The following is a 22457-nucleotide window of genomic DNA, read 5'->3' on the forward strand; positions in this document are numbered from 1 at the left end:
CGGCCGGCCCCACCACTTCACGAGGAACGACCTTGACCACCTCCCCGCAGCCCGTCGACTCCGACTCCTCCACACCTTCGGTCCCGGTCCCCCGGCCGCAGGAGGAGACCCCCCGCGCCGAACCGCCGCGCCACTCCGCCGCCGATCTTCCGGCCGATCTTCCGGCCGATCTCCTGGAACACCCCGATCCCCGTACGGCGGCCCAGGCCGCGGCCGTGGAGAATCTGGTGCGCTGCTGGGTACGCGAGGCGGGCCTGACCGCACCCGAAGACGGCACCCTCCGTGTGCCGCTGCCCGCCAGCGGCGTCACCCTGGTCGCCGCCGTCCACTACTGGTCCCCGACGGGCTGGCATCGCTTCGGCCTCCCGCGCCTGGCCGCCGCACCCGAGCAGTCCCCGCCCGCGGACGCCGTGACTCTCGCGGCCCTCCTGGCCCGCGAGACACCCACCGGGGGCGGCCCGCCCGCCGCAACCGCCGAAGCCGCGACGGCCCACCAGGTCCACGAAGGCGATCTCCCGGCACCCGCTCCCTCCACCACCAGCGGTGCAGGCGACGACCTCGTCGCGCGTGTGGCCGACTCCGTGCGCCGCACCGCGGTCTTCATCGGCGAGCGCCGGCACCGCCCCGCCGACGGCCCCCACCTGTTCCTGACCGGGGAACAGGCGCTGGTGCTCGGGCATCCGCTGCACCCGACTCCGAAGAGCCGCGAAGGCCTCTCGGACGGCGATGCGCACCGATACTCGCCCGAGTCGCGAGGCTCCTTCCCCCTTCACTGGCTCGCTGTCGCTCCGACCGCGCTCGCCACCGACTCCGCCTGGACCGAAGCCGGCCGTCCCGTCCTCGCCGCCCGGCTGACGGCCCGACTCGCGGGGGCCGGACTGCCGTCGCTGCCCGAGGGCTTCGCCGTGCTGCCGGTGCACCCCTGGCAACTGCGCGAGGTCCGCGACCGTCCCGAGGTCGAGGCTCTGTTCGCCGCCGGACTGCTCCGGGACCTCGGCGCGCACGGCCTTCCGTGGCATCCGACCTCCTCCGTACGCACCGTCCACCGGTCCGACGCCCCCGCGATGCTCAAACTGTCGCTGGGCCTGCGCATCACCAACTCCCGTCGCGAGAACCTCCGTAAGGAACTCCACCGCGGGGTCGAGGTGCACCGCCTCCTGCGCGCCGGCCTGTCCAAGCGGTGGCTGGCGGCCCACCCCGGCTTCGACATCGTCCGGGACCCGGCCTGGCTCGCGGTTGACGGCACGGACGGCCTTCCGCTGACGGGCCTCGATGTGATGATCCGCCACAACCCGTTCGCCCCGGCGGACGACGTGTCCTGCGTCGCCGGACTCGTCGCACCTCGGCCGTATGCCCGCGGCACCGCGGAATGGGACGCTTCGACGCCCGAGGCCCGTCCGGCTTCCCCCGAGCGGGCTCACGCCCACCGCTCCCGGCTGGCCTCGATCGTCACCCAACTCGCCGTACGGACCGGTCGACCGCTGGGAGCGGTCGCCGCCGAGTGGTTCCTGCGCTACCTGGAGCAGGTCGTCCGTCCCGTCCTCTGGCTCGACGGCGAGGCGGGTATCGCCCTGGAGGCGCACCAGCAGAACACGCTTCTCCTCCTGGACCCCGACGGCTGGCCCATGGGCGGCCGCTACCGGGACAACCAGGGCTACTACTTCCGGGAGTCCGGCCGCGCGGACCTCGACGCCCTGTTGCCCGGCATCGGCGAGCGCAGCGACACCTTCGTCTCCGACGAGGTCACCGACGAGCGGTTCGCCTACTACCTCGGAATCAACAACGTGTTCGGACTCATCGGCGCGTTCGGCTCCCAGCGCCTCGCCGACGAGCAACTGCTGCTCGCCGCCTTCCGGAGATTCCTCGCCGAAGCCGCCTCCGGCCCCGAACCGCTGCACAGTTCGCTGCCGGCCCGGCTCCTCGACTCGCCCTCCCTGCGCTGCAAGGCCAACCTGCTGACCCGCCTGCACGGCCTCGACGAACTCGTCGGCCCGGTGGACACCCAGTCCGTCTACGTCACCATCGCCAACCCCCTGCGTACCTGAGCCGTCCGAGAGGAGCCCGCCGTGCCTCCCGTCCAGACCGACGCCGACCCCCGCCCGGCCCCTGCCCTCGGCATCGGCGACTGGGGGCCCACCGCCACCCCCGTGGGGGCGTTCCGACTCGTCCCCGTCCGGATCGAGCGGGACCTCTCCCTCGTCGGCCGGTGGATGAACGACCCCGCTGTCGCGGCGTTCTGGGAACTGGCCGGACCCGAGCCCGTGACCCGGCGACACCTGCGCCGCCAGCTCGCCGACGCCGGGCGCAGTGTCCCGTGCCTCGGTGTGCTGGAGGGTCGGCCGATGAGCTACTGGGAGATCTACCGGGCCGACCTCGACCCGCTGGCGCGGCACTACCCGGCCCGGCCGCACGACACCGGGATCCACCTCCTCATCGGCGGCGTCGCCGACCGCGGGCGAGGGCTCGGCAGCCTTCTGCTCAGAGCCGTCGCCGACCTCGTCCTCGACAGGAGACCCGCGTGTGCCCGCGTCGTCGCCGAACCCGACCTTCGCAACATTCCGTCCATCGCCACCTTCCTGAGCGCGGGCTTCCGATACTTCGCCGAGGTCGACCTGCCCACCAAACGGGCCGCCCTCATGGTCCGGGACCGAGAACCTCCCGAGCTTTCGTGACACTCCGTAATCGTTCCCTCACTGCAGGAACGTCGCTCGCGCCTCTCCGGTTCCCGCGCACGTCCAGCTCTTTCACCCCCGCTTTCACCTCCGCTTTCACCTCTAGCGAGGAACCCACCGACTTGATCCCTGCTCTCCCGTCCGCCTCGACGACACGTTTGTCAGTGCCGCGCCGTAGGGTGGTCGCGCTATGACGAAGCCCTCTCTCCCCGAACTCCTGCATGCCGCCGTCACCGCCGTCGGCGGCACGGAGCGCCCCGGCCAGGTGACCATGGCCGAAGCCGTCGCCGAGGCGATCGACGAAGGCTCCCACCTGCTGGTCCAGGCCGGCACCGGCACCGGTAAGTCGCTCGGCTACCTCGTGCCCGCTCTCGCGCACGGGGAGCGCGTGGTGGTGGCGACCGCCACGCTGGCCCTGCAGCGCCAGCTCGTGGAGCGGGACCTGCCCCGTACGGTCGACGCGCTGCATCCGCTGCTGCGCCGGCGCCCGGAGTTCGCGATGCTCAAGGGCAGGTCGAACTACCTGTGTCTGCACCGACTGCACGAAGGCGTCCCGCAGGACGAGGAGGAGGGCCTCTTCGACCAGTTCGAGGCGGCCGCCCCCACCAGCAAACTCGGCCAGGACCTGCTACGGCTGCGCGACTGGGCGGACGAGACCGAGTCCGGTGACCGCGACGACCTCACGCCCGGCGTGTCGGACCGGGCCTGGGCCCAGGTGTCGGTGTCCTCCCGGGAGTGTCTGGGCGCCACCAAGTGCGCCTACGGGGCCGAGTGCTTCGCCGAGATGGCCCGTGAGCGCGCCAAGCTGGCCGAGGTCGTCGTCACCAACCACGCGCTGCTCGCCATCGACGCCATCGAGGGTGCTCCCGTCCTCCCGCAGCACGAGGTGCTGATCGTCGACGAGGCGCACGAACTGGTCTCGCGGGTCACCGGCGTCGCCACCGGCGAGCTCACGCCCGGCCAGGTCAATCGTGCCGTGCGCCGGGCGGCGAAGCTGGTCAACGAGAAGGCGGCGGACCAGCTGCAGACCGCGGCCGAGGGCTTCGAGCGGCTCATGGAGCTGGCGCTGCCCGGCCGCCTGGAGGAGATTCCCGAGGACCTCGCCTACGCCCTGATGGCGCTGCGCGACGCCGCGCGGACGGTGATCTCGGCCATCGGCGCGACCCGCGACAAGTCCGTCCAGGACGAGGACGCGGTCCGCAAGCAGGCACTGGCCTCGGTGGAGACGGTGCACGACGTGGCGGAACGGATCACGAACGGCTCCGAGTGGGACGTGGTTTGGTACGAGCGGCACGACCGCTTCGGCGCCTCCCTGCGCGTCGCCCCCATGTCCGTGTCGGGCCTGCTGCGGGAGAAGCTCTTCACGGACCGCTCCGTGACTTTGGCCTCGGCGACCCTGAAGCTGGGCGGGGACTTCAACGGTGTGGGCGCCTCGATGGGGCTGGCCCCGGAGGGCACACAGGGCGAGGACGTCCCGCAGTGGAAGGGCATCGACGTCGGCTCGCCCTTCGACTACCGCAAGCAGGGCATCCTCTACGTGGCCAAACACCTTTCGCGTCCCGCGCGGGACGGCGACCGCGCCGACATGCTGGACGAGCTGACCGAACTGATCCAGTCGGCCGGCGGGCGCACTCTCGGGCTCTTCTCCTCCATGCGGGCCGCGCAGCTCGCCGCCGAGGAACTGCGCACGCGCATCCCCGAGTTCCCGATCCTCCTCCAGGGCGAGGAGACCCTCGGTGAGCTGATCAAGAACTTCTCGGCGGATCCGAAGACCTGCCTGTTCGGCACGCTGTCGCTGTGGCAGGGCGTCGACGTCCCCGGCCCCAGCTGCCAGCTGGTGGTGATGGACAAGATCCCGTTCCCGCGCCCGGACGACCCCCTGATGAGCGCCCGTCAGAAGGCGGTGGAGGACGCCGGCGGCAACGGCTTCATGGCCGTCGCCGCCACGCACGCGGCGCTTCTCATGGCACAGGGCGCGGGCCGCCTCGTACGGGCGTCGGGGGACCGAGGCGTGGTCGCCGTACTGGACCAGCGACTGGCGACGGCCCGTTACGGGAGCTACCTGAAGGCGTCCCTGCCGGACTTCTGGTACACCACGGACCGCAACCAGGTCCGCAGGTCGCTCGCGGCGATCGATGCGACGGCCAAGCAGACGGAGGCGCAGTGAAGGCAGGGCCGCAGTGACGGCAAGGCAGCAGTGAGGGTGTAGACGCGGCGAAGGCGGGTGTCCTCCCGGTCAAAGGGACGGCACCCGCCTCCTCACAGGTCCCCAACCGCAACACAGGGCCCCGGAACCGGCGCAGGGATCCCGGGGCCCAGTCACAGGGGGTGGACGGGGCAGGCCCGTCCACCGTCGCACTCAGACGCGGCGGAGTACGGCCACCACCTTGCCGAGGATGGTCGCGTCGTCACCAGGAATCGGTTCGTACGCCGCGTTGTGCGGGAGCAGCCACACATGGCCGTCCTCGCGCTTGAAGCGCTTGACGGTGGCCTCGCCGTCGAGCATCGCGGCCACGATGTCGCCGTTCTCGGCGACGGGCTGGCGGCGGACGGTGACCCAGTCGCCGTCGCAGATCGCGGCCTCGATCATGGAGTCGCCGACGACCTTCAGTACGAAAAGTTCGCCGTCACCGACCAGTTGCCTGGGGAGCGGGAAGACGTCCTCGACCGACTCCTCGGCGAGGATCGGGCCACCCGCTGCGATCCGGCCGACCAGCGGGACGTACGAAGCGGCGGGCTTGCCGGCGGTGTCCGTGGGTTGCACGGAGGCGGCCTGGTCGGAGCCGCGCACCTCGTACGCGCGCGGGCGGTGCGGGTCGCGGCGCAGGAAGCCCTTCCGCTCCAGTGCCATCAACTGGTGCGCGACCGAGGAGGTGCTGGACAGGCCGACCGCCTGACCGATCTCCCGCATCGACGGCGGGTAGCCGCGCCGCTGCACGGAGTCCCTGATGACCTCGATCACTCGGCGCTGGCGGTCCGTGAGCCCCGAGCTGTCAGCGCGGATGCCTGGAGGTCGCCCCGGCAGCGAGCGCTTGTGCGCCTCGGGATTCATGGCTTCGTTCATCGCATGCACCGGCTCGAGTCGGCCCTGGGAGCGGTCCTGGGCAGTGATGGTGGCACTGTCTGCGGTGGTGGTCACGTCGGCCCCTCTCGGTTGTCTCCCTGCTGCACAACGGTAGTTGCTTTCGAAAGGTTGCGCCAAACACACGTTCGAGTGAAAAAGCCTGGATGGCCTGACTTGATCATGTGTCTGGGTGTATGGCTGACGCGGTCCCTGGCAGACGAAAAGGCTCGTCGTTGTACTCTTCACCGCCGAGGTCGATGACCTTGTGAGGTGGGGCCCAGTCTGCCACCCGGTCTTCCGCCGGCCGGGAACCGGCCCCGCTCTGCGCGAGAGTCGCACCTCTCCTCCTTGCGGTGCCCACGGTATCGCCGTAACTGCCGGGGCGATACGGCCGTACGCGCGCGTGCAGGGGTGGATTTACGCGTGCTCGGCGTGACGGCGGGATCGCGTGGGGTGAGCTCGACGGGAGCGACACGCGATACAGCCTGGATGTATGAGCCAAGCCCCACATCTAGTGGTTGGATTGCATCGATAGCCCAGAAGTTGTGGTCCCCGGTGTCTTCGGATGCTCATGGATCGCCTATGCTGGGGGCTGCTTCGAGGGGCCCATGAGGCCTGGCGAGGCCATTGAGTCTGCTGTGAGGAGGGTTGGAGTTCATGCACTGCCCCTTCTGCAGGCACCCCGACAGCCGTGTCGTCGACAGCCGTACGACGGACGACGGCACGTCGATCCGCAGGCGCCGCCAGTGCCCTGACTGCTCCCGTCGGTTCACGACCGTGGAGACGTGCTCGCTCATGGTGGTGAAGCGGTCCGGAGTGACGGAGCCGTTCAGCCGCACCAAGGTCATCAACGGCGTGCGCAAGGCGTGCCAGGGGCGGCCGGTCACCGAGGACGCGCTGGCTCAACTCGGCCAGCGGGTCGAGGAGGCGGTGCGGGCCACCGGAAGCGCCGAGTTGACCACCCACGACGTGGGGCTGGCCATACTCGGCCCGTTGCAGGAGCTCGACCTCGTCGCCTATCTGCGATTCGCCTCCGTCTACCGGGCGTTCGACTCGCTCGAGGACTTCGAGGCCGCGATCACGGAACTCAGGGACCAGACGGCACGCCCCACCGCGGACGACGACGACCGCGAGGGCGACACAGAGGCTGCCGCGGGGAGCCGGGAAGACGACGGCGGACGCGGAGGGACCGTACAGGTCCCCGAGCCCGCCCACGCCGCCGACTGACCCGACGGGCCGAACCCGGACCACAGGATCCGGGCACGGCCGGGCGGGGCGGCGGACCAAGACCTGTTGTGGGCGGTAGCGCGTGGGTGCCCACAGCACAAGACAGAACACCGTGTCACGGGAACAACGTGGCATTTCAGGGCGTTTATGCCCGTACCAGGGAGGCGGCATGACAGAGACGGCGAGCGGTCCGGCACGAGGTTCCCGCGCCAAGGGCGCCAAGACCACCAAGGGCCTGCGTATCGAGCGCATCCACACCACCCCCGGCGTGCACCCGTACGACGAGGTGGCCTGGGAGCGCCGTGACGTCGTCATGACCAACTGGCGCGACGGCTCGGTCAATTTCGAGCAGCGTGGCGTCGAGTTCCCCGACTTCTGGTCGGTGAACGCGGTCAACATCGTCACCAGCAAGTACTTCCGCGGTGCCGTAGGCACCCCGCAGCGCGAGACCGGCCTCAAGCAGCTGATCGACCGCATCGTGAAGACGTATCGGCAGGCCGGGGAGGACCACAAGTACTTCGCCTCGCCCGCCGACGCCGAGATCTTCGAGCACGAGCTGGCGTACGCCCTCCTGCACCAGATCTTCAGCTTCAACAGCCCCGTCTGGTTCAACGTCGGCACCCCGCAGCCCCAGCAGGTCTCCGCCTGCTTCATCCTGGCCGTCGACGACTCCATGGAGTCGATCCTCGACTGGTACAAGGAAGAGGGCATGATCTTCAAGGGCGGCTCGGGCGCCGGTCTGAACCTGTCCCGCATCCGCTCCTCCAAGGAGCTCCTCTCCTCCGGCGGCAACGCCTCCGGCCCGGTCTCGTTCATGCGTGGCGCCGATGCCTCCGCCGGCACCATCAAGTCCGGTGGCGCCACCCGTCGGGCCGCCAAGATGGTCGTGCTCGACGTGGACCACCCGGACGTCGAGGACTTCATCGCCACCAAGGTGAAGGAAGAGGAGAAGATCCGCGCTCTGCGCGACGCGGGCTTCGACATGGACCTGGGCGGTGACGACATCACGTCCGTCCAGTACCAGAACGCCAACAACAGCGTCCGGGTGAACGACGAGTTCATGACGGCCGTCGAGAACGGCACCGAGTTCGGCCTGCGCGCCCGGATGACCGGCGAGATCATCGAGAAGGTCGACGCCAAGGCGCTGTTCCGCAAGCTCGCCGAGGCCGCGTGGGCCTGTGCCGACCCGGGCATCCAGTACGACGGTGTGATCAACAACTGGCACACCTGCCCCGAGTCCGGCCGGATCACCGCGTCGAACCCGTGCAGCGAGTACATGCACCTGGACAACACGTCCTGCAACCTCGCCTCGCTGAACCTGATGAAGTTCCTCAAGGACGACAGCAAGGGCAACCAGTCCTTCGAGGCCGACCGTTTCCAGAAGGTCGTCGAGCTCGTCATCACCGCGATGGACATCTCCATCTGCTTCGCGGATTTCCCGACCCAGAAGATCGGCGAGAACACGCGCGCGTTCCGCCAGCTCGGCATCGGCTACGCCAACCTCGGCGCCCTGCTGATGGCCACCGGCCACGCCTACGACTCCGACGGCGGCCGCGCCCTGGCCGGCGCCATCACCTCCCTGATGACCGGCACGGCCTACCGCCGCTCCGCCGAGCTCGCCGCGGTCGTCGGCCCGTACGACGGCTACGCCCGCAACGCCGACGCCCACAACCGCGTCATGAAGCAGCACTCCGACGCCAACGGCACGGCCGTGCGCATGGACGACCTGGACACCCCGGTCTGGGCCGCCGCCACGGAGGCTTGGCAGGACGTGCTGCGCCTCGGCGAGAAGAACGGTTTCCGTAACTCCCAGGCGTCCGTGCTCGCCCCGACCGGCACCATCGGTCTGGCGATGTCCTGCGACACCACCGGCGTCGAGCCCGACCTCGCCCTGGTCAAGTTCAAGAAGCTGGTCGGCGGCGGCTCGATGCAGATCGTCAACGGCACCGTCCCGCAGGCCCTGCGCCGCCTGGGCTACCAGGAGGAGCAGATCGAGGCGGTCGTCGCACACATCGCCGACAACGGCAACGTGATCGACGCCCCCGGCCTCAAGCCCGAGCACTACGAGGTGTTCGACTGCGCCATGGGCGAGCGCGCCATCTCCCCGATGGGCCACGTCCGCATGATGGCCGCGATCCAGCCCTGGATCTCCGGCGCCATCTCCAAGACGGTCAACATGCCGGAGACGGCGACCGTCGAGGAGGTCGAGGAGATCTACTTCGAGGCCTGGAAGCTCGGCGTCAAGGCGCTCGCGATCTACCGCGACAACTGCAAGGTCGGCCAGCCCCTCTCCGCGAAGACCAAGGAGAAGGAGAAGACCGAGATCACCGAGAAGGCCGAGGACACGATCCGCGCCGCGGTCGAGAAGGTCATCGAGTACCGCCCGGTCCGCAAGCGCCTGCCCAAGGGCCGTCCCGGCATCACGACCTCGTTCACGGTCGGCGGCGCCGAGGGCTACATGACCGCCAATTCCTACCCGGACGACGGTCTCGGCGAGGTCTTCCTGAAGATGTCCAAGCAGGGCTCGACCCTCGCCGGGATGATGGACGCCTTCTCCATCGCGGTCTCCGTCGGCCTCCAGTACGGCGTGCCGCTGGAGACGTACGTCTCGAAGTTCACCAACATGCGCTTCGAGCCGGCCGGCATGACCGACGACCCGGACGTGCGGATGGCGCAGTCGATCGTCGACTACATCTTCCGCCGCCTGGCGCTCGACTTCCTGCCTTTCGAGACGCGTTCCGCGCTCGGCATCCACTCCGCCGAGGAGCGTCAGCGTCACCTGGAGACCGGTTCGTACGAGCCGACCCTCGAGGAGGAGGACGTGGACGTGGAGGGCCTCGCCCAGTCCGCCCCGCGCCCGACGGACCTGAAGGCCGTCGCCACCCCGAAGGCCGAGGTCGAGGCGGCCAAGCCCGCCCCGAAGCAGGCCCACACCAGCGCCGAACTGGTGGAGATGCAGCTGGGCATCCAGGCCGACGCCCCGCTGTGCTTCTCCTGCGGCACGAAGATGCAGCGGGCCGGTTCCTGCTACATCTGCGAGGGCTGCGGTTCGACCAGCGGCTGCAGCTGATGCCGGACACCTGCTGGGGGTGACCCAGTGGGCGAGGGCGGTGGAACCGGTTGTCGGCTCCACCGCCCTCGGCGTCTCCCGGCGTGCTTCTGCGGACGCTGCCGTCAGGACTGGCGTACCTGGCCCATGATCCTCGTGAACGTCGCCGGGTCGTCCTCGAAGCCCTGGACGCCGGCGTGGAACGACCACCCGTCGGTCTCCCGCACGAACTCCCCGACCGTCGCCGCGGTCGCCCCGAGAACACCGGCGAAGTCGTCCTCGTCCAGGACGTTGTAGCCCTCTCGAATCCGGAAGGCGGGGTTGAGCACGCTGACGAAGGTGCGGTGCTCCGGGTTCTGCTGGATGACGACGCCGACGACCACGCGCGCGTACCGCGCGTCCAGCCGGTCGAGTTCCAGCGTCATGACCTCGTCCCAGCCGAAGCCCTTGCCGTCCTTGCTGTCCCGGTTGAGGTAGATCGTTCCGTCGGGCGAACGGCTGTCGAAGTGCACGACATAGGCAGGGGCGCCACTGGAATCGCTCGCCAGGTACGTCGCGGCCACGATGTCCAGGTCCGTGGGGGGCTGCCCCGCCGGACTCGGGTCCCACTTCAGCGCCATCTCGATCTTGCGGATTCCCTTGTTGAGGCCGCTCACGGACTCCCCTCCCCGTTTCCCCGTCTGCCGTCGCCCCGAACTGCCGGACCATCAGGGCCGGTTGTCCATCCTGCCACGCGCGCGTGCGCCGTCGCAGCGCTGTACCTACCCCAAGCGTGACCGACGCCACGCCCGCTGGCCTTACCATGGCGCGGTGCTGGTCAAGTGGATTCGCTGCACCGTGGTGGACCGCCGCGGTTTCGAACGGGGACAGCGAAAGTGGGCGGGGCTTCTGGGGGAGCCGGGGTTTCGGGGACAGGGCGGGGGCTGGAGCAGGGGGCGGCCCTCGGTCGCGCATGTCTTCGCCTTCTGGGAGAGCCGCGCCTTCTACGACTCCTTCATGGCGCGCTCCCACGACCGGCTGGCGGCGACGCAGTCGGGCACCTTCAAGGACGCCCAGGTGCGGCTGTTCGACTACCGCTTCGACGTGAAGACCGGCTTCGAGCCCCGATTCACCGACTCCGACCTGCTGCGGGTGGCCCTGTGCCGGGTCCACGAGGAACGCGCCGAGCACTTCACCCTGATGCAGGAGAAGGTGTGGAACCCCGCCATGGCCGGCTCGCCCGGCATGATCCGAGGGCTGTTCGCCGAGGCGCCCGGGCACGAGTTCCTGGTGCTGTCGATGTGGCGCTCGGAGGCCGAACACGGAAAGTACCGCACCGAGCGAGTGGAGCGGCTCGCGCTGCGCGCCCAGACGGAGGCGGACATCTCCTCCCTCACCGGTGACATCGTGGAGCTCGAGTCGACCTGGACGGTTTGAAATCGTGCGGTGTTTTGTGCCTTCTGGTGCGGGATCTGTGTGACCTGCGCTGTATGGAGGCCGTACGAGTGCTCGATCGACCGTGATCCGATCTAGGGTTTTGGCATGGCACGACCACGGCGCATCGTCCTTGTCCGGCACGGGGAGTCAACGGGCAATGTTGATGACACCGTCTACGAGCGTGAACCCGACCATGCACTGGCCCTGACCGAGCAGGGCCGGCGGCAGGCGGAGGAGACGGGAAAGAACCTGCGGGAGGTGTTCGGCCGCGAGCGGGTCAGCGTGTACGTCTCCCCGTACCGGCGCACGCACGAGACGCTCCGTGCCTTCCACCTCGATCCCGAGCTCATACGGGTACGCGAGGAGCCGCGGCTGCGCGAGCAGGACTGGGGAAACTGGCAGGACCGCGACGATGTACGGCTGCAGAAGACGTACCGGGACGCCTACGGGCACTTCTTCTACCGCTTCGCCCAGGGCGAGAGCGGAGCCGACGTCTACGACCGGGTCGGCGGCTTCCTGGAGAGCCTGTTCCGCAGCTTCGAGGCCCCCGACCACCCGCCGAACGTGCTCCTGGTGACCCATGGCCTGGCGATGCGGCTGTTCTGCATGCGCTGGTTCCACTGGACGGTCGCCGAGTTCGAGTCCCTCGCCAATCCGGGGAACGCCGAGATGCGGATGCTCGTTCTCGGGGACGACGGCAGGTACACGCTCGACCGGCCCTTCAACCGCTGGAGAGACCCGGAACCGTACGGCATCACGGATAGAGTGGCAGAGCGATGACCGCTGACTCCTCTTCCGATTCCGACGGGCGCCTGGGGCGCGCCCTGGCCAGCCTGCGCGGCCTCGCCGTGGGCGACGCGCTGGGCTCACAGTTCTTCGTGCCGGTGAACTACCCCCTGCTGCAGCGCCGTGAGCTGCCTCCCGGCCCGTGGCAGTGGACCGACGACACCGAGATGGCCTGCTCCGTCGTGGCCGTCCTGGCCGCCCACCACCGCATCGATCAGGACGCTCTGGCCCACGCCTTCGCAGAGCACCATGACTTCGACCGCGGGTACGGTCCGGCTGTCAACCGGCTGCTGAGACTGGTCAGGGAGGGCGCCGACTGGCGCGAACTGTCCGCGGCCCTGTTCAACGGGCAGGGATCCTGGGGCAACGGCGCCGCGATGCGGATCGCCCCCTTGGGCGCCTGGTACGCGGACGATCCCGAGCAGGCGACTCATCAGGCGGAGATCTCCGCCTACCCCACCCATCAGCACCGGGAGGCCGTGGTCGGGGCCATGGCCGTCGCCGCTGCCGCCTCGCTGGCCGGTGCCCCCGGAGGTCCGCCCGGCGCCGAGGCGCTGTTGGACGGTGTGATCGCCCTCGTCCCGAAGAGCGCCGTCGGCGCGGGCCTCAGGCGCGCCAGGGACATGCTCGACTACGCCGACGCGTCCACCGTCGCGGCGGTGCTGGGCTGCGGGAGGCGCACGTCGGCCCATGACACCGTCCCCTTCGCCATCTGGTCGGCCGCCCGGGCCCTTGGTGACTACGAGGCCGCGTTCTGGACGACTGCGCAGGTCGGTGGGGATGTGGATACGACCTGCGCCATCGTGGGCGGCGTGCTGGCCTCCGGCAGGACGGGGACGCCTCCGGCGGCCTGGGCGCAGCAGGTGGAAGCGCTGCCGGGGTGGGTGCCGGCGTCCGTGTGACGCGTGGGACGCGGGACGCGGAGTGTGGTGTATTTCCTCTGTGACTCTCGGTGTTTGGCGGGAACTCTGAGTGACCGCTCGTGCGTTCTTCCGACATCCGCTGTGCGAAGTGTGCGTGCGGAGGGCGGGTGACGGTGGGAGCGACATAGGGGGTGTAGGGCATGGGCATGTTGTTCGTCTTGTTCGTGATCATGCTGGTGCTGCAGAGGTGCCGGGTAGGCCGACCGGGCCGACCGGGGAGCGGTGGACGCGCCTGTGTCGTGGCAGGCGGATTCACTCCGAGGTCGGCCCGTGGCGCCCGCCCGTCAGCCGACCGTGGGGCCCGCTGTACCAGACAGCGCTTCCAGGTCGCTCTTGCGCACGCGGATCACGAACCAGGCCGTCACAAGGGCGAGCGCGGCCATCGCGGCGGCCGGGACGAACGCGGTGGAGATGCCTTGGGCGAGTACGTCGTGCCCCCAGGGGGCGGGCAGTTGGTGCGTCTTGGCGAACTCGGCCTTCTGCTCCGCGGATCCGTCGGCGAGGAACTTCGGCACTTGCTTCTCCGCCTCGTCCTTGCTGGCCGTGCCGAAGACGGTCGTCAGGATGGACAGCCCGAGCGATCCGCCCACCTGCTGCGTGGCGTTGAGCAGGCCGGATGCCGCGCCCGCTTCGTGCTGGGCGACACCCGCGACCGCGGTGACCGTCACCGTCACGAAGTTCAGGCCCATGCCGAAGCCGAAGATCACCATCGGTCCGAGCACCCCGCCGACGTACGTGCTGTCCGGGCTGATGAAGGCCTGCCAGGTGAGGCCGACGACCACCAGCGACGCCCCGGTGACCATGAACGGCTTGGGGCCCAGGACCGGCAGGAACCGCTGCGACAGACCCGCGCCCGTCGCGATGGCGACCGTGACGGGGAGGAAGGCGAGACCGGCCTTGATCGGGCTGTAGCCCAGTACGTTCTGCACGAACAGGACGATGTAGAAGAACATGCCGAACATGGCCGCAGCGAGGCTCAGCATGATCACGTACGTACCGGAGCGGTTGCGGTCGGCGAACATCTTCAGCGGGGTGATCGGTTCCTTGGCCCGCATCTCCGTGAACGCGAAGGCGACGAGCAGGACCAGCGCGGCACCGAAGGCGCCGAGCGTGAGGCTGTCGCGCCAGCCTTCCTCCGCGGCCCGGATGAAGGCGTAGACCAGGGAGGCCATGCCGGTCGTCGAGGTCAGCGCGCCGGCGATGTCGAAGCGCCCGGGGTGCCGTTCGGACTCGCTGATGTACAGCGGCGCGAGGGCCGCGATGAGCACTCCGATGGGCACGTTGACGAACAGCACCCAGCGCCAGTCGAGCCACTCGGTGAGCATGCCGCCCGCGAGCAGGCCGATGGCGCCGCCGCCCGCGGAGACGGCTGCGAAGACGCCGAAGGCCCGGTTCCGCTCCGGACCCTCGGGGAACGTGGTGGTGATGAGCGCCAGCGAGGTGGGCGACGCGATGGCGCCTCCCACCCCCTGCAGGGCGCGCGCGGCCAGCAACTGCCAGGGTTCCTGGGCCAGTCCGCCCAGCAGCGAGGCGAAGGTGAAGAGCAGGATGCCGGCCATGAACACCCGGCGTCGGCCGAGGATGTCGCCGGCTCGGGCGCCGAGCAGCAGCAGACCGCCGAAGGTGAGCGTGTAGGCGCTGACCACCCAGGTGAGGTCGGTGGTGCTGAACTTGAGCGCCTCTTGAATGTGCGGGAGCGCGATGTTCACAATCGTCGCGTCGAGTACCACCATGAGTTGGCAGGCCGCGATGACGGTGAGCGCGATGCCGGGATGGCCCTCCCTGCGGGCCGCGCCCGGTTTCTGGTCTTGGATCAACTGAGAGGTTGTCACGATGGGTCCCCCACAAGAGCGTTAGTGAACGCTGGCGTTCACTGGCCCGTCAACCGTAGTGAGTTCCTCATAGTGAACGCAAGCGTTCACTCGCGGCGTCGCCTTTCGGCGTGTCCCCCGTCGCGGCCGCGCACTGCCCCGCTCTGCCCCGTAATCCCCGCTCCCTCTGCTCGCTGGAGACACTCAGATGGTTACTTCGCGCTGGACGGCCGCCCCTGCTCAGGCGACCTCCCCCCGTCGGCGCGGCGCCGTGCTCGAACGTGCGATCCTCGATGCCGCACTGGAGCAGTTGGGCACCGTCGGCTGGAACGCGCTCACGATGGAAGGCGTCGCGGCCGGTGCCCAGACCGGCAAGGCCGCCGTCTATCGCCGCTGGCCGTCCAAGGAGGATCTGGTAGCGGACGCCTTGCGGGCCGGGCTGCCCCGGCTGGATGCCGCGCCCGATCTGGGGAGCGTGCGTGAGGACCTGGTGGCGCTGTGCCGCGAGGCGCGTGACGCGATGTTCTCCCGGCCCGGTTCCGCACTGCGTTCGGTTATTCACGAATGCGATCCAGTCCAGACGGAGCGCTTCCATGCCGTCATCTTCGAGGGAGTGGTGGAGCCGACCGTCAAGCTCCTTCACGAGGTCATCAGCCGGGGAATCGAGAGGGGTGAGGTGCGGCCCGACGCGGCGAACGGCTTCGTCTTCGATGCCATTCCAGCCATGATGATGTATCGATCGAAGATGTGCGCATGCGAATGGAATGATCGCGATCTCGAGGAGATGATCGACGGATTCATGCTGCCGCTGCTCCGACCGGACGCCCTTTGAGTGACTTGGCGATGCCCGGGTCATCGGCCCATGAGGGGTCGGCGCCGACCGGGGTGTCGCGAGGGGATCCCGTCGGCGTAATCTAAGGGCGCCATGCCGTACGAACCGCCTACCCACACTGTCGAGCGCTCCCTGCGCGCCACGACCGGAGCGAAGGTCATCGCCGGTGTCGACGAGGTGGGCCGCGGTGCGTGGGCCGGACCTGTCACCGTCTGTGCGGCGGTCACCGGACTCCGCCGACCCCCCATGGGCCTCACCGACTCCAAGCTGCTCACCGTCAAGCGGCGCACCGAGCTTGCCGAGGAACTGCTGAAGTGGGTGACGTCGTACGCCCTCGGGCACGCCTCGCCGGAGGAGATCGACGACCTCGGGATGACCGCCGCGCTGCGGCTCGCCGCCGGGCGGGCGCTGGAGGCCCTCCCGATCCGCCCGGACGCGGTGATCCTCGACGGGAAGCACGACTATCTCGGAGCGCCGTGGCAGGTCCGCACGGTGATCAAGGGCGACCGTTCGTGCGTGGCGGTCGCGGCGGCCTCGGTGATCGCCAAGGTCCGGCGCGACAAAATGATGGCCGAACTGGGTATCGACCATGCAGACTTCGGTTTTGCGGACAATGCCGGGTATCCGTCGCCCGTGCACAAGGCCGCACTGGAGGAGCGGGGCCCCACCCCGTACCACCGGTTGTCGTGGGCGTATCTTGATGCGCTGCCCCAGTGGCGGCACCTCAAGAAGGCCCGCAGCTGGGCGAACGGAAGCACTGCGGAGATCGAAGGTCAGCTCGGCTTCGACTTCTGACGATTCCGGCCGCACCGATGTGCCACCCGCTGGCGCGTGCCGCACCAACGTTTGATAAATAACAGCTCATGCCTCTCATTCCCGAGGAGCCTCAGATTCACGAGAGTGCCCAGGGTCCCCGCGCCACTCCGGCCAGCGGCCGCACCGCGCCGACCCCTCGACCTGTACCCGGACCCCGTCCCGCGGCTCCGTCGCGTCCCGGTCGTCCCGGACCCCTCCGGCCCACGCCGCCGGTGCAACGCGCACCGCGTGACGTGGCCGCCCAGCCCGGGCCCTCGGCCCCGGCCGCTCGTGCCGCCGCCGCGCCCGCTTCGGCGACCGCTCAGGTCCAGTTGATCCCGGCCTCGGCCGAGGGCGCGCTGGACGCCGCCGAGGAGGCCGTGGACCTTCTCCTGGAATCGGGCCGTGCGCCGGGGGACGTGCTGGTGATCACCACCGGCGAACAGCACCCCTGGGCCGCCCACGAGCTGTCCTTCGGCGAGGCGCCCTACTGGGCGCAGCACGACGCGGGAGACGACGTCTTCTACGCCGATGCCGCCGTGGCGGCCCGAGCGGGCGTGCGTCCCGTCGTAGTGGTCGCCGTCAACGGCGGTGCCGACACCGTGGCCGCCACCGCTCTGCCGCTGGCCCTCACTCGGGCCGCCGCGCTGCTGATCGTCTGCGGCGACCCGCAGCAGATCAACGCGGTGCTGGGCGCGGGCGTCTGAGCGGGTTCCGGTAGGCCGGGAGGCTCCGGAGCCGACAGAGGCGTCGCTGTTGCGACGCCTCTGCGGTGTGCCCCGGGGCGGCGCCACAGGCTCCGTCCGACAAGGCCCGCCGCCCCGGGAGAAGCGCCCTCGGCGGCGGGTACAGGGACCGTGTCACGGCCCCTGTCGGCAGCCATGACGTACGTATCGGTGAGGGCTGTTCGGTACACCGCGTGACGCTGTACATCGGGTCGACGCGCCTCGGCTCGAGCTTCGTTGGGCCGACGTGCGTCGGGCCCCGCGCGGCGGTACTCCGGCCGCTTCCCGCGTCGTCGGGGCCGGGGTTCCGCGCTTCTGCGCGGCGCTAGGGCGTTCAGGGCCGGCGTTCGCGGGGCCGGACGCCTCAGCGGGCGGCCGCGCGCCGCAGTACGTCCGAGGCGGCGCCACCGGTCCGGGGCAGCAGGGGCGGGGCCTCGGACAGGGCGAACGGCTCCGGAGTCGAATCCGCGTGCGGCCGACGGCCTCCGCGCCCCTCACCGAGGACCTGCCAGCCGTCCCGGGTCAGGGTGATGTAGGCCCCGCAACGCAACCCGTGCAGCGTGCACGCGTCACGCAGGCCCCACATCCAGGCCCCGTCCTCCTCCGTCCAACGGGCGTCGCCCTCACGGCAGTAGAGCAGCACGGCGGTGCGCACCGGCGTGCGCAGCCGCAGGTCGTGCGGGATGACCCGACGCAACTGGGCGAGCAGGGCGTTGCGGAACATCCAGCCGTCGCTCGAGGCCTGGCGCCGGGTGAACGAGGCGCTGGCCCGCACCCGCTCGTCGGGGTCGAGCACGGCCACGATCGCGGTGGCCGGCCGTGGCCGGTGCCGCGAGTGCAGCCCGCTGACCACTTCCCGAGGGTTGCGCAGCAGCGGTATGCCGGCCGCGGCCCATTCGGCAGGCTCGAGCAGTCGGCTGGCGGAGGTGGCGGACGTGGACGTCGACAACGATGCCGCCGAGGACGGAGCGAATCCGAAGGTCACGATCCTCCCTTCGGCTACGGCCCACACAGCGGGCGGGTCGGATTCGGGGGAGCGCGCACCGCAACAGAGCCCTACCGGACTACGGACGAGCCGTGCGGGGAGCGGACCTCAATTCTTCCTGTCGAACTTGGATGCGGCAACGAGCAATTGGGGCCACCGACCGTTATATGGCGGTGAGTGTCTTATATCCCTACCCCATGATTCCTGGGACGACGCGTGCGTCCACAGTTCACGTCCTGCCCGTCACTCTGAGGCAGGGGTTCGACGACCGTTCGTGAGCCTGTCGTCGGGTTGATCGAATTGGCCGATTGTCCGTGCCGTCCTGTTGCATGGGGGCATGGACGATCTGGAGCTGCGCGCCGAAGCCGATGCCATCCTCGCCGAGCTCGTCGGCGCCCCTGGAGGGTCGGCGCGGCTTCGGGAGGACCAGTGGCATGCGGTGGCGGCGCTGGTGCGGGAGCGTCGGCGGGCACTGGTGGTGCAGCGCACCGGCTGGGGCAAGTCGGCGGTGTACTTCGTCGCCACCGCTCTGCTGCGTCGGCGTGGCTCCGGCCCCACGGTGATCATCTCGCCGTTGCTGGCGCTGATGCGCAACCAGGTCGAGTCGGCGGCCCGCGCCGGCATCCGGGCGCACACGATCAACTCGGCCAACCCGGAGGAGTGGGAGACCGTCTACGAGGAGGTCCAGCGCGGCGAGACCGATGTTCTCCTCGTCAGTCCGGAACGCCTCAACGCCGTGGATTTTCGCGATCAGGTGCTGCCCAGGCTCGCGGCCACGACCGGACTGCTGGTGGTGGACGAGGCGCACTGCATTTCCGACTGGGGCCACGATTTCCGCCCCGACTACCGTCGGCTGCGGGCGATGCTCACCGAGCTCCCCGCCGGTGTGCCGGTACTGGCCACCACCGCGACCGCCAACGCGCGGGTCACCGCCGATGTGGCCGAGCAGTTGGGCACCGGCGCCGGTGAGGCCCTGGTGCTCCGCGGCCCGCTGGAGCGGGAGAGCCTGCGGCTGGGCGTGGTCCGGCTGCCGGACGCCGCGCACCGCCTGGCCTGGCTCGCCGAGCACCTGGACGAGCTGCCGGGCTCCGGGATCATCTACACGCTGACGGTGGCCGCGGCCGAGGAGGCCACCGCCTTTCTGCGGCAGCGCGGCTTTCGAGTGGCCTCCTACACGGGGAAGACGGAGAACGCCGACCGGCTGCAGGCCGAGGAGGACCTGCGGGAGAACCGGGTAAAGGCGCTGGTCGCGACCTCGGCGCTGGGCATGGGCTACGACAAGCCGGACCTGGGCTTCGTCGTCCATCTCGGCTCGCCGTCCTCGCCCATCGCCTACTACCAGCAGGTGGGCCGTGCGGGCCGCGGGGTGGCCCACGCCGATGTGCTGCTGCTGCCGGGCAAGGAGGACGAGGCCATCTGGCGCTACTTCGCCGATACCGCTTTCCCGCCCGAGGCGCAGGTCCGACAGACCCTCTCCGCTCTCGCCGGTGCGGGACGGCCGCTGTCCGTGCCGGCGCTGGAGGCGGCGGTGGATCTTCGGCGCAGCCGGCTGGAGTCGATGCTGAAGGTGCTGGACGTCGACGGCGCGGTGAAGCGGGTGAAGGGCGGCTGGACGGCCACGGGAGCGGAGTGGGTGTACGAGGCCGAGCGCTACACCTGGGTCGCCAAGCAGCGAGCGGCCGAGCAGCAGGCCATGCGTGAGTACGCGAGCACATCCCAGTGCCGGATGGAGTTCCTGCGCCGTCAACTGGACGACGAGGGCGCGGCTCCGTGCGGACGTTGCGACAACTGCGCCGGGGCCTGGGTCGATTCCTCTGTTTCGGCGGAGACGCTGACCGGCGCGGCGAAGGAACTGGACCGCCCCGGCGTGGAGATCGAGCCGCGCCGCATGTGGCCGACGGGGATGCCCGCACTGGGCATCGACCTCAAGGGCCGTATCCCGGCCAAGGAGCAGTGTTCCACCGGGCGTGCCCTGGGGCGTCTCTCGGACATCGGCTGGGGCAACCGACTGCGCCCGATGCTTGCGGAGAACGCGCCCGACGAGCCGGTCCCCGACGACGTCCTGCGGGCCGCGGTGGCGGTCCTCGCCGACTGGGCGCGCTCCCCGGGCGGATGGGCGTCCCATGCCCCGGACGCCTCCACCCGACCGGTGGGAGTCGTCGCTGTGCCATCCGTTTCCCGCCCACGGCTGGTCGGTTCGCTTGCCGAGGGAATCGCGGCCGTCGGCCACCTCCCCTTCCTGGGCACGCTGACGTACACCGGGCCGAGCGGCGCCCACGTCGCGCGCCGCAGCAACTCCGCCCAACGCCTCAGGGCGCTGTCCGGGGCCTTCACGGTCTCCGAGGAACTGGCCGAAGCTCTGGCCAACTCGCCCGGCCCCGTTCTGCTCGTGGACGACTGCACCGAGTCCGGGTGGACCCTCGCAGTCGCTGCCCGCCTGCTCCGCCAGGCAGGTTGCGAGGAGGTCCTCCCGCTGGTCCTCGCCGCGGCAGGGTGAGCGTCCCTCGCGTGCGGGGAGGGGGAGCGCGGGCGCGACCCCCGGTGCAGGGTCCGTCGACCGGGACGCCGGCACCGGGGGCCTGAGCCGGGCTACTCGGTCACATCGTGGCTGTTGGACCTGCCACCGACGCCTTCGCGCCGCCGTGACCGCTGCCCGTCCGCACCGTGGGGGCCGGGTTCCTCAGGGAGCCGAGGTCGTGCGCGTACGTGCCCACGGCGTTGGCGATGACGTCGATGTTGATGCCGAACGCCGTCATGTTGACGTTCTTGATGGTGTCGCCGGCCGTTTGATAGTTCACGTCGAACGCGACCCCCGCCGTCCCTCCGAACTTGGCCGCCTCGGCAGGGGACTTGATGGCCTCCGCGCCGCTGAACGTGCCACCGGAGGGGATGCCCGCGTCGACGAAGGCGCGGTAGTCGAAGCGGCTGACGAACGGCGTGCCCGCGTGCGGCAGCCCCCGACGGCCGAGGAACTCGGTGATGTCGCGCTCGAGCGGAGCCGAACCCTGCGGTACGTCCTGCGTGTTGGCGCCGTCCGAGCCGTCGCCGTCCAACACGAACAGGCCGTAGTTCGGTGAGGCGATCATTTCGAAGTGGAGGTAGAGCTTGAGCTGCTGCTTTGCGAGCGGCGTGAGGTGCGCGACGTAGTAGTCGGACCCGACCAGGCCGCTCTCCGTGGCCGACCACCAGGCGAAGCGCACCTTGTTGCGTGGGTGCTTCTCCTTCTCGGCCAGCTTCAGCGCGACGTCGAGCAGCCCGGCGGAGCCCGAGCCGTCGTCGTTGATGCCCGGACTCGCCGGCACCGTGTCCAGCTGAGCGCCGAGCATCACGGTGTCGGTGGCGTCGCCGCCGCGCGTCTCGGCGATGACGTTGTCGGTGGTGCGCCGCTCCTGGAACTGGCGGATCTCGAAGGAGATGGTCACAGGGCCCTCGGCGGCGGCCGCGGCGAGCCTCTCGCCGTCGGCCTTGCTGATCCCGCCGGTGGGGATCCTGGCGGCGGCCGGGTCACTGAGGGTGCCCGACAGCGGGCCGTACCCCGCGTCGATGTTGTTGTAGATGACGGCGCCGATCGCGCCCGCCGCGGCGGCCTGTTCCTGCTTGGCCGCGAATGAGCAGCCGCCCCGCCTGATCAGGGCGATCTTGCCGGTGTACACGCCGGCGGCGTAGTCGCCGGGGTCACAGCCGGTGGTGCCGTCGGCGTCGACCGGGACAGCGGCCAGGTCGGCCGCGATGCCGCCCACCGGCGTCGACTTGGTGTACGTCAGCGCCTTGATCTGAACGTCGCCGGGTGTGGGCGAGAGGACCGAGATCTTCTCGGCCTGCGTCTGCGTGTAGACGAACTCGAACTTCTGGTATGAGACGTGGTAGCCGGCCTTTCGTAGCAGCTTGTAGACGTAGGCGGCCGACGCGTCGTGTCCCGGTGTGCCGGCGACGCGATCGCCGCCCGCCGAGTCGGCTAACTGCTGGAACTTCTGAAGGTGCTTGTAGGCGTCTTTGGCGGAGGCTTCACGAACGAGAGTCTTCGAGAGCCTGGCGGCCGCCTTGCCCGGGTCGTCCTTGTGGGCGGCGGCCGGCGAGGTGGAGGCGAGCAGCAGCGGGATCGAGAGTGCGGTTGCGGCCAGGGTGGCCGCGGCTCTTCGACGGGATGCGTTCACAGAAGGTCCTTCCCCGTG

16 protein-coding genes and 1 pseudogene are annotated in these 22457 nt (G+C 70.0%); 12 read left to right on the forward strand and 5 right to left on the reverse strand.

Annotation, left to right across the window (positions count from 1 at the left end; translation table 11 throughout):
* Positions 1 to 32 precede the first annotated feature (32 nt).
* The 3 genes and pseudogenes from ACIBTS_RS28695 (at position 33) to ACIBTS_RS28705 (ending at position 4839) form a co-directional block, all read left to right on the forward strand.
* Complete coding sequence (locus ACIBTS_RS28695; RefSeq protein ID WP_399323161.1) at positions 33 to 2045, forward strand: IucA/IucC family protein; 2013 nt, start codon at positions 33 to 35, stop codon at positions 2043 to 2045.
* 72 nt (positions 2046 to 2117) lie between these two features.
* A pseudogene (locus ACIBTS_RS28700) lies at positions 2118 to 2672 on the forward strand (GNAT family N-acetyltransferase); the annotation flags it as partial.
* 190 nt (positions 2673 to 2862) lie between these two features.
* Positions 2863 to 4839, forward strand: a complete 1977-nt coding sequence (locus tag ACIBTS_RS28705; protein ID WP_399323162.1) for an ATP-dependent DNA helicase — start codon at positions 2863 to 2865, stop codon at positions 4837 to 4839.
* A gap of 192 nt (positions 4840 to 5031) precedes the next feature.
* Here ACIBTS_RS28705 and lexA read toward each other — a convergent pair whose 3' ends face one another.
* The gene (lexA, locus tag ACIBTS_RS28710) at positions 5032 to 5811 is read right to left on the reverse strand and encodes a transcriptional repressor LexA (protein ID WP_079659071.1); all 780 of its coding nucleotides are present in this window, start codon (positions 5809 to 5811) and stop codon (positions 5032 to 5034) included.
* Between the two features lie 582 nt (positions 5812 to 6393).
* Between lexA and nrdR the strand changes: the two genes are divergently transcribed.
* A complete protein-coding gene (nrdR, locus tag ACIBTS_RS28715) occupies positions 6394 to 6963 on the forward strand; it encodes a transcriptional regulator NrdR (RefSeq protein ID WP_319676698.1) in 570 nt (189 codons plus the stop codon).
* Between the two features lie 169 nt (positions 6964 to 7132).
* On the forward strand, positions 7133 to 10033 hold the full coding sequence (locus tag ACIBTS_RS28720) for a vitamin B12-dependent ribonucleotide reductase (protein ID WP_399323164.1): 2901 nt from the start codon (positions 7133 to 7135) through the stop codon (positions 10031 to 10033).
* Positions 10034 to 10137: 104 nt separating this feature from the next.
* Here the strand turns inward: ACIBTS_RS28720 and ACIBTS_RS28725 are convergent, their stop codons facing one another.
* Positions 10138 to 10668, reverse strand: coding sequence for a TerD family protein (locus ACIBTS_RS28725; RefSeq protein ID WP_319676697.1), 531 nt, complete (start codon positions 10666 to 10668; stop codon positions 10138 to 10140).
* A gap of 154 nt (positions 10669 to 10822) precedes the next feature.
* On the opposite strand from ACIBTS_RS28725, the gene ACIBTS_RS28730 reads away from it, so the two are divergent.
* The 3 genes from ACIBTS_RS28730 to ACIBTS_RS28740 all read left to right on the forward strand — a co-directional run bounded on the left by ACIBTS_RS28730 (position 10823) and on the right by ACIBTS_RS28740 (position 13116).
* Entirely contained in the window at positions 10823 to 11428 is a 606-nt protein-coding gene (locus ACIBTS_RS28730; RefSeq protein WP_079659067.1) for a YdbC family protein, read from the forward strand.
* A gap of 105 nt (positions 11429 to 11533) precedes the next feature.
* A complete protein-coding gene (locus ACIBTS_RS28735) occupies positions 11534 to 12208 on the forward strand; it encodes a histidine phosphatase family protein (RefSeq protein ID WP_399323165.1) in 675 nt (224 codons plus the stop codon).
* Positions 12205 to 13116, forward strand: a complete 912-nt coding sequence (locus ACIBTS_RS28740; RefSeq protein WP_399323167.1) for an ADP-ribosylglycohydrolase family protein — start codon at positions 12205 to 12207, stop codon at positions 13114 to 13116. Before ACIBTS_RS28735 ends, ACIBTS_RS28740 begins: the two co-directional genes overlap by 4 nt.
* 305 nt (positions 13117 to 13421) lie before the next feature.
* Here the strand turns inward: ACIBTS_RS28740 and ACIBTS_RS28745 are convergent, their stop codons facing one another.
* The gene (locus tag ACIBTS_RS28745; RefSeq protein WP_399323168.1) at positions 13422 to 14969 is read right to left on the reverse strand and encodes an MFS transporter; all 1548 of its coding nucleotides are present in this window, start codon (positions 14967 to 14969) and stop codon (positions 13422 to 13424) included.
* A gap of 187 nt (positions 14970 to 15156) precedes the next feature.
* Here ACIBTS_RS28745 and ACIBTS_RS28750 point away from each other — a divergent pair, with 187 nt between their 5' ends.
* The 3 genes from ACIBTS_RS28750 to ACIBTS_RS28760 all read left to right on the forward strand — a co-directional run bounded on the left by ACIBTS_RS28750 (position 15157) and on the right by ACIBTS_RS28760 (position 17282).
* On the forward strand, positions 15157 to 15780 hold the full coding sequence (locus ACIBTS_RS28750) for a TetR/AcrR family transcriptional regulator (protein WP_399323169.1): 624 nt from the start codon (positions 15157 to 15159) through the stop codon (positions 15778 to 15780).
* A gap of 93 nt (positions 15781 to 15873) precedes the next feature.
* Positions 15874 to 16575: a ribonuclease HII gene (locus ACIBTS_RS28755; RefSeq protein ID WP_079659062.1), complete on the forward strand. Its 702-nt coding sequence runs from the start codon at positions 15874 to 15876 to the stop codon at positions 16573 to 16575.
* A gap of 68 nt (positions 16576 to 16643) precedes the next feature.
* Positions 16644 to 17282, forward strand: coding sequence for a hypothetical protein (locus tag ACIBTS_RS28760; protein ID WP_399323171.1), 639 nt, complete (start codon positions 16644 to 16646; stop codon positions 17280 to 17282).
* A 382-nt stretch (positions 17283 to 17664) separates the two neighbouring features.
* Here the strand turns inward: ACIBTS_RS28760 and ACIBTS_RS28765 are convergent, their stop codons facing one another.
* Positions 17665 to 18285, reverse strand: coding sequence for a hypothetical protein (locus ACIBTS_RS28765; RefSeq protein WP_079659060.1), 621 nt, complete (start codon positions 18283 to 18285; stop codon positions 17665 to 17667).
* A gap of 337 nt (positions 18286 to 18622) precedes the next feature.
* Here ACIBTS_RS28765 and ACIBTS_RS28770 point away from each other — a divergent pair, with 337 nt between their 5' ends.
* Positions 18623 to 20782, forward strand: coding sequence for a RecQ family ATP-dependent DNA helicase (locus ACIBTS_RS28770; protein ID WP_399323173.1), 2160 nt, complete (start codon positions 18623 to 18625; stop codon positions 20780 to 20782).
* Between the two features lie 100 nt (positions 20783 to 20882).
* Here ACIBTS_RS28770 and ACIBTS_RS28775 read toward each other — a convergent pair whose 3' ends face one another.
* A complete protein-coding gene (locus tag ACIBTS_RS28775; protein WP_399323175.1) occupies positions 20883 to 22439 on the reverse strand; it encodes a M28 family peptidase in 1557 nt (518 codons plus the stop codon).
* Positions 22440 to 22457 lie beyond the last annotated feature (18 nt).

The organism is Streptomyces sp. NPDC050121 (genome assembly GCF_044460385.1).
Taxonomy (GTDB): domain Bacteria; phylum Actinomycetota; class Actinomycetes; order Streptomycetales; family Streptomycetaceae; genus Streptomyces; species Streptomyces soliscabiei.